We start from the raw sequence: 6360 nt of genomic DNA on the forward strand, positions 1-6360 counted from the left end.
ATCAACAGGTCGGCGCCCGGCACGGGCCGGTGGTATTTGTCGCGCAGCACGTCGACGAGCTGGTCGAGCGTGCCAGCGGCCTCGACCTGGGCATACATATTGGAATTCTTGCCGAGCAGAGTCACCGTCTTGCCGTCGAAACTCATTTCCATGTTGGCGAAGCCGCCGCGGCGGGTAACATGCAGCTTGTCGGGCCGGTTCAGGACCACGCTGCCGGTGGCGGCCAGCGTCAGTTTCTGCTGCTGGGTGCTAACGATTTCCAGGCTCGAATCGAAGTCGAAGGACAGCGCCTTTTGCGCCGCCATGTAGTCCGACATCGCCTTGAGCAGACGCTTCGCATCCACTTCGGCCGCGTGTGCCGGCGGCTGCGCCAACGCCGCGCACACCAGCGCGGCCCCGAGCGCGGTATGGCCGCCTTTCGTCTGTTGCTGACAAATCATGCTCGCCTCCATGGACAGGCAGTCCTTGCAGCGTAGCGCGAATGGCGGGCATGCCAAGGCGGTCACGGAAACACTGCAACTGCCCGTTGATACCTCTCAAACGAAGAGGCGCTGGACGGAACCAAACGGCCGGCAATGGCCCGCCTGTTTGTCGCAAAACTGTACGTTTTTGTCATCCTTACCCACCAAACATGCGCCAATGTTGCGCGGTCTTATAAAATGCCGGGTTCAAGGAGACATTCATGTATCGCGTACTGTTGGTGGAAGACGATCCGCGTCTCGCGGAACTGGTGACGGAATACCTGTCCGGCTATGAATTCGCGGTGGACCTCGTCACGCGGGGCGATGCGGCGCTGGAGCATTTCAAGACCGCTTCGCCCGACATCGTGGTGCTCGACCTGATGCTGCCCGGCATGGATGGCATGGTGGTGTGCCGCCAGATCCGCGACGTGTCCGACGTGCCGATCCTGATTCTCACGGCGCGCGAAGACACCTATGACGAAGTCTCGGGCCTGGAACAGGGCGCGGACGATTTCGTCAACAAGCCCGTGCAGCCGCGCGTGCTGCTGGCCCGCCTGCGCGCCCTGCTGCGCCGCACCCAGACGAAGACGATGGGGGATACCCGGGTGCTCGAATTCGGCGCGCTGCGCATCATGACGACCGACCGCAGCGTCGCGTGGCGCGGCCAGCCCTGTGTGCTCAGCAACACGGAATACAAGCTGCTGCTCGTGCTGGCCGAGGCGGCCGGGCGCGTGCTGTCGCGCGACGAACTGCTCAAGAAGATGCGCGGCATCGAGTTCGACGGCCTCGACCGCAGCATCGACAACTGCATCTCCAAGCTGCGCCGCAAATTCGACGACAACATGTCGGAAAAGATCAAGACCGTGTGGGGCGAGGGTTATTTGTTCTCCCCTTCCGCCTGGAACTGAACTGGAACTGAATCACTCGAAGATCGGCACGATCGCCAGCGGCGCGTTGTAGGTGACGACCTGGCCCTTGTCGGGGCTGATGCCGAAGCGCCACGTCACGATGGGGAAACCTTCGTCGGGGTCGCCCGAGAAGGCGGCGCCGGACGTCACCGGCAGGGCCTGTTCGCCGCCTTCCGCATGGCGCAGGCGGGCGCCAGCCTGTTCCTTCTTCGGGAACACGAAGCGCACGCCGGCGCACTGGCGCGCGCGCTGCGAGGCGTCGAYGTAGCGCACGAAGCCGAGCGCCTGGGCGCAGGCCGTGCGCRGGTCGGCGGCGTCGTACTGGCCGTCGGCGCGCGGCGCGATCGTCACCTGCGGACGCAGCACGAACGGCATGGCCTTGCGGTTCAGCACGAGGGCCGCGTTCTCGTCATAGGCCGCCTTCTGCAGCGGGAACACGGTGCGGCCGAGGGCGTCCAGCGGCAGGTTCAGCTGCGTGGTCTTGCCCGTCAGCGTGAGCTGGGCGCCCTCGCCCAATCCGGCGTGGTCGCGCGACTGCACCTGCAACTGGCTCTGCAGCAGATTCTTCGGTCCGCCGTATTTCTCGAACTGAACCATGGCGCGGTACGCATCCCGGTAGCTCACCCATTCGCCCTGCGCGTGCGCCACCGCCGGTGCGGCGAGCAGCGTCACGACAGCAGCGATGAGTTGGCGGGATACGCGCATCATCAGAACCGGTAGGCGATGGCGGTCGAAACCGCCAGATTGGTGGGCCGCTCGACAAGCGGGCTGTTGGCGGCACTGCCCAGCAGGCGTTTGGCCTGCAGGTTCGACGTGAGCATCCACGACGGCGACCAGGCCCAGTTCCAGCGCACGCCGACGTGCGCATCCTGCAGGCCGCCGCCCGGCGCGTAATACGCAAAGCGGCTGCGCGCCGTTTCCTCCAGCGAGACGCCGAACCAGGTATCGTTGTAATGACGGTTGACGATGCCGACGCCGGCCATCAGCGCGACGTGGTGCTGCGCGCCCAGGTCGAGGGCCAGGCGCTGCACGCCGAGGTCGAGGCGGGCGCCGTCGTGGTCGTTTCCGGCCCCGACCAGCACGCTGCCCGTCAGGCGCCATTGCGGCGTCAGGTAATAGTTGGCGAAGACGCCCCCCTGCAGGCGCGCGACTATCCTGTCCATGCCTTCCAGGCGCGTGCCGCCCTGCATGCTGCGCCTGTCGATCGGGTTCGGCACCGGCCCGATCAGCATGCTGCCGGATGCACCGACGCCGTCGACCGTCTGGCCGCTGCCCCCTTCGTCGCGCCCCGGCTGCACGGCCAGCAGCGGGCCGTATTCAAAGGCCGGGTTGTCGGACAAATGCATGCCGGCGCTCATGCCTGAAATAAAAAGGCCGTTGCTCCATTGAACCTGAAGCACCGGCAACGCTGATACCTTGCGGCTGTCCGCCCCCTCCCAGCGTGGCGCCGACTGCACGCCCAGGCCCACATACATATCTCGACTGCCGTCGGGCATGGGGTTGGTCGCTGGCGTCTGGGCCCACGTCGTGCCGCAGGTGGCGCACAGTGCGAGGAGGAGGAGTTTGTTCATGTCCGGGTTGGAAGATTCAGGAAGACAACATTCTACGTCCTTGTCTTCCGTCCTCCCATATTTGCCTGCGTATTGCCTCGTCGCCACTTCCTGGAACAAACGAAAAAAAAATGGCCCACCGTCTTCGCGCATCAGGTGGGCCAAACGGAAAACCTGATGATGTAAATCGTACGCGGCGGRCATCAAAAGTTCCCCCTCGGACTGTCGGGTATTTGTCGTCAATTTGTAAGGGATGGTTTTTTTATCCATTGCTCCTATACACTACGCCCCATGCTTAAGACGAACCCAGCCCCACACCATGGCGATGACCGGAGGATGGCGGCGTGAATCGCCTGTTCTTCCGTTTCTTCGTCCTCGTGATGTTGTCGATTACGGCTGCGACGTTCGTGATCTATTTTGTCTTCGCGCGCCTGTTCGGCGATCCGCTCGACGACATCGCACGGCGCCAGGCGTCCGCGCAAATCTTCTTGCTCGAGCAATACATCGACCATGCCCCGTCCGACGAATGGCTGGGCCGCCTGAACAAGGTGCGCGAAGTGTCCGAAGCCCACTTCGACCTGATCCCGCTCGACCAGGCCAGGGCCGCCCTCCCCGCCCGCCAGCATGCGGCGCTGGAGCGGGGTGACATCGTGCTGGATCCGCAGCACAAGGCCTTCTTCCGGCGCGTGGACCTGCAGGGCGAGCGCTACATCGGCAGCAACGACGAGGTGATCCGCGCCTACAACCTGCCGATCGACCTCGGCCAGGCCCTCGCGATGGAAATCGTGCGCTACGTCGTCGTGGCGCTCGCGCTGCTCGTGCCGATCGCGTTGTGGTCGCGTTCGCACTGGCAGGCCTTGCAGACGCTGTCGCGCGTGGCGGACGATTTCGGTGCCGGGCAATTGTCTGCGCGGGCCGAACTGAAGCCGGCGGACGCTGTCTATCCGCTGGCCGAGCGCATCAATGCAATGGCCGGGCGCATCCAGGGTTTATTGGAAGCGCAGAAGAACCTGCTGCACTCCGTCTCGCACGAATTGCGTACGCCGATCGCGCGGCTGGAATTCGCGCTGGAACTGTTGCACGAGCGCGCGGCCGATCCGGCGCTGGCCAAGCGCATCGCGGCGATGGAGGGCGACCTGGCGGAGCTGAACGAACTCGTCAACGAACTGCTGTCGATCAGCAAGCTGGACAACGCCCAGGGTCCGCAACGCGCCCTGTTCGAACTGGAGCCGCTGCTGCGCGAATGCACGGACGGCCTGCATCCGCGCCCGCAGCGGCTGCACGTGGACCTGGGAGAGCGTCTCGGCAGCATGGACGGCGACCGTCGCCTGCTCGGCCGTGCCGTCGGCAATCTGCTGAGGAATGCGCAGAAGTATGCGGCGCACGAGGTCGCATTGCGCGTGCGGCGCGACGATTGCCGCATCGAGATCGTCGTCGAGGACGACGGCCCCGGCATTCCGGAAGAGGAACGGGAACGCATCTTCGAGCCGTTCTACCGCCTCGACCGTAGCCGCGACCGCGCCACCGGCGGCTTCGGCCTCGGCCTGTCGATCGCGCACAAGGCGATCGCACTGCACGGCGGCAGCCTGAAGGTCGAGCAATCGGCGCTGGGCGGTGCGCGCTTCGTGATCAGCCTGCCGGACGGCGTGCTGTCGACCTGATGCCGCTTATTTGGCCTGCGCCGCCTTGTCGACGAGCTTGTCCGCCACCTGTAACGTGGCCTTGAACACGGCGTCACGGCTGGCGCCCTGCATCTGGCCGGACAGCATGCCCGGGTTCGTCAGGTAGCGACCGACGACGACGAGCGTAGGCACGGAACTGGTCTGGTAATTTGTCGCGATCTTGCCCAGCTGGCGCAGGCGCGTCGTCACACCGAACGAATTCCACGCTTCCAGGAATTTGGCGCGGTCGACGCCGTTCTTCGACACCCAGTCGATGATCGCATCGTCCTTGTTCAGGCGGATATGGTCCACGTGCACGGCCTTGAACACTTTCTCGTGCATGTCGCCGAGACGGCCAATGGTCTCGAGCGTCAGGAACAGATGCGCTTCCGGATCGGCCGGCCCCGTCGACGGGTAATGGATGCGTCGCAGCGTGATGCGGTCGCCCTGCTTCCTGACCCACTCCTCGAACGACGGCTCCAGCGCATTGCACACCGGGCAGTGGTACATGAAGAATTCGATCACCTCGACCTTCTTGCCGCTCTCCTGCATGGGCTGCGGCTGGGCGAGCGTGGCATAGTCGACGCCGTTCTGCGGGACGGCGGGCGAAGCGGAAGCGAGGGAGGCAGACACGGACAGCAGCAGGCCGAGGCCGGCGGCACGCAGGAGACGCATGGGCAATCCTTCAGGTCGTGGAAAACCTGCAGATTACCATTCTTTCAATGAAAAGTATCCTTATGGAAACCTTAAGGAGATACCGCGTGTCAGCGGCGTCCGACCGGCRCCGGCTTTTCCGGCTTCACATGGCCCATCGCGTAGAACAGGTGCTGCCACCAGTGCTCRCGCGAATGCACGGTCAGCAGGCATTGCCGGTCGAGTTCGCCCTTGAAGACAGGATCGGGACACAGGTTCGTCATCAACGCGTTGCGCTGGTTTTCGGCATTCACCAGCGCAATGGCGAGCCAGAAGACAAGACCCGCGAGCACGACCACGATGCACCAGGCGAGGTGGTTCCAGTTGCTCGAGTCGAACAGATGCTCCTCGTCCGGCATGGACTTGTCGTACATCTTGAGGATCTTGCCTTCGACATCACTCATTGCGCTGTTTCTCTACCGTGGAAAGGTTATTTCGACTTTGCCGCCTGCGCCACCAGCGCGTCCATCACCTGCAGGGTGGCCTGGAACAGCGCGGGCTCGCTGGTGCCCTTGACCGAATTGTAGACGATCGCCGGCGACGTCTGGTACTTGCCGTCGATGATGACGGTCGGCACGCCGTCGACCTTGTAGTCGTTGAGGAGCTGCGACTGGCGGCGCAGCTTGGTCGTCACGCCGAACGAGTTCCACGCGTCGACGAACTTGTTACGGTCGACACCGTTCTTCGTCACCCAGTCGATGATGGCGGCATCGTTGTTCAGGCGCAGGTGATCCACGTGAAAGGCCTTGAACACCTTCGGCTGGAATTCCTCGGCCTTGCCCAACGCTTCCAGCGTCAGGTGCAGGTGGGCTTCCGGATCGTTGGGGCCGGTGGCCGGCATGTGGATGCGCCGGAACTGGATGTTATTGCCCTGCTTCTTGATCCACTGTTCGAGCTGGGGCTCGAACGCGTTGCAGTGCGGGCAGTGGTACATGAAGAACTCGATCACCTCGACCTTCTTGCCCGTGGCCTGCACCGGCTGCGGCTGAGCAAGCGTCACGTACTCGACGCCGCTTTTCGGATCGGCCGGCGAAGCAAACGCGGTGCTGGCGGCAAGCGCGGTGGCGAGCAAGGCAAAACGCAGGGA

Annotated in this window: 8 protein-coding genes; 2 read left to right on the top strand and 6 right to left on the bottom strand. The window is 64.0% G+C overall.

Going from position 1 to position 6360, the window contains the following annotated elements; all coding sequences use genetic code 11:
- The coding region (locus tag AC1DYX_RS26085) for a DUF2092 domain-containing protein (RefSeq protein WP_477264288.1) at positions 1–440 on the bottom strand (440 nt) is incomplete at its 3' end.
- Positions 441–682: 242 nt separating this feature from the next.
- On the opposite strand from AC1DYX_RS26085, the gene AC1DYX_RS26090 reads away from it, so the two are divergent.
- Entirely contained in the window at positions 683–1369 is a 687-nt protein-coding gene (locus AC1DYX_RS26090) for a response regulator (protein WP_029757388.1), read from the top strand.
- 12 nt (positions 1370–1381) lie between these two features.
- Here the strand turns inward: AC1DYX_RS26090 and AC1DYX_RS26095 are convergent, their stop codons facing one another.
- Entirely contained in the window at positions 1382–2077 is a 696-nt protein-coding gene (locus tag AC1DYX_RS26095; protein WP_477264290.1) for a hypothetical protein, read from the bottom strand.
- The gene (locus AC1DYX_RS26100) at positions 2077–2940 is read right to left on the bottom strand and encodes a MipA/OmpV family protein (RefSeq protein WP_477264292.1); all 864 of its coding nucleotides are present in this window, start codon (positions 2938–2940) and stop codon (positions 2077–2079) included. The genes AC1DYX_RS26095 and AC1DYX_RS26100 overlap by 1 nt, the downstream gene beginning before the upstream one ends.
- A gap of 323 nt (positions 2941–3263) precedes the next feature.
- On the opposite strand from AC1DYX_RS26100, the gene AC1DYX_RS26105 reads away from it, so the two are divergent.
- Positions 3264–4580 carry an ATP-binding protein gene (locus AC1DYX_RS26105; protein ID WP_477264294.1) on the top strand — a complete coding sequence of 439 codons (1317 nt, stop codon included), beginning with the start codon at positions 3264–3266 and terminating at the stop codon, positions 4578–4580.
- Between the two features lie 6 nt (positions 4581–4586).
- Here AC1DYX_RS26105 and AC1DYX_RS26110 read toward each other — a convergent pair whose 3' ends face one another.
- The 3 genes from AC1DYX_RS26110 to AC1DYX_RS26120 all read right to left on the bottom strand — a co-directional run.
- A complete protein-coding gene (locus AC1DYX_RS26110) occupies positions 4587–5255 on the bottom strand; it encodes a thiol:disulfide interchange protein DsbA/DsbL (protein ID WP_477264296.1) in 669 nt (222 codons plus the stop codon).
- A gap of 89 nt (positions 5256–5344) precedes the next feature.
- A complete protein-coding gene (locus tag AC1DYX_RS26115; RefSeq protein WP_477264298.1) occupies positions 5345–5677 on the bottom strand; it encodes a hypothetical protein in 333 nt (110 codons plus the stop codon).
- Positions 5678–5703: 26 nt separating this feature from the next.
- A partial coding sequence (locus AC1DYX_RS26120) for a thiol:disulfide interchange protein DsbA/DsbL (protein ID WP_477264300.1) occupies positions 5704–6360 on the bottom strand: 657 nt, incomplete at its 5' end.

Source organism: Massilia sp. P2_C2 (genome assembly GCF_056404615.1).

Excerpts from the sequence above, each read along its gene's own strand:
- AC1DYX_RS26090 (WP_029757388.1), top strand. The coding sequence starts at position 683 with ATGTATCGCGTACTGTTGGTGGAAGACGATCCGCGTCTCGCGGAACTG.
- AC1DYX_RS26100 (WP_477264292.1), bottom strand. The coding sequence starts at position 2,940 with ATGAACAAACTCCTCCTCCTCGCACTGTGCGCCACCTGCGGCACGACG.
- AC1DYX_RS26110 (WP_477264296.1), bottom strand. The coding sequence starts at position 5,255 with ATGCGTCTCCTGCGTGCCGCCGGCCTCGGCCTGCTGCTGTCCGTGTCT.